Origin of the sequence: Rosenbergiella sp. YN46, from assembly GCF_036620675.1 — a bacterium.
Classification (GTDB): domain Bacteria; phylum Pseudomonadota; class Gammaproteobacteria; order Enterobacterales; family Enterobacteriaceae; genus Jejubacter.
The window spans coordinates 1-517 of record NZ_JAZHEE010000175.1; the positions used below are offsets into that span (position 1 = coordinate 1).

At 57.1% G+C, this 517-nt stretch carries 1 protein-coding gene; it reads right to left on the reverse strand.

Annotated elements, in window-relative coordinates; genetic code table 11:
- Positions 1 to 228 precede the first annotated feature (228 nt).
- Positions 229 to 517 (reverse strand): hypothetical protein (locus V3W49_RS23115; RefSeq protein WP_500148330.1); only part of this gene is annotated, 289 nt, incomplete at its 5' end.

The window sequence follows — 517 nt, forward strand, 5'->3', positions numbered from 1 at the left end:
GCAATACGAGGCGAGCCCCAGGTCGGATTGGCCTTCCACATCTGTCGAATGAGGCGCCGCAGCTCCGGTGGGATCGATGGGCGACCACGGCAACCCCCACCACTCAGCCCACGCCAGTGGTCACGGAAGCGTTTGTGTTGCCACGCTAGGACTGTCCGAGGCTGAACAAAGAACAAGGCCTTGCGCCAGCCGCTCCACACGCTTGCAATCATAGACCAGAGCAACCGATCACTCGATGAAAAAGGCGGACGCCGCAGCGTCCTCTGGTACACGGAGAGCTGATGGCGAAGCGCGGCGACCTCGAGCTGTAGGGAAAGGCGAGAACGCAACGCACCCATCAGGAAGCAAATCACGAAAGAAGTAACCTGGCTCATGGCGATAGATGATGACCTTGCGGAAGGATTCCTTCAACATAATCAGCTGACTCGAAAATTCGGGACCCACAGTGCCCGGACGGCGAGAAAAACGACCGAATGGGCATCCAAATTTTCCGACTACAGGGAAAGAAATAGACAAG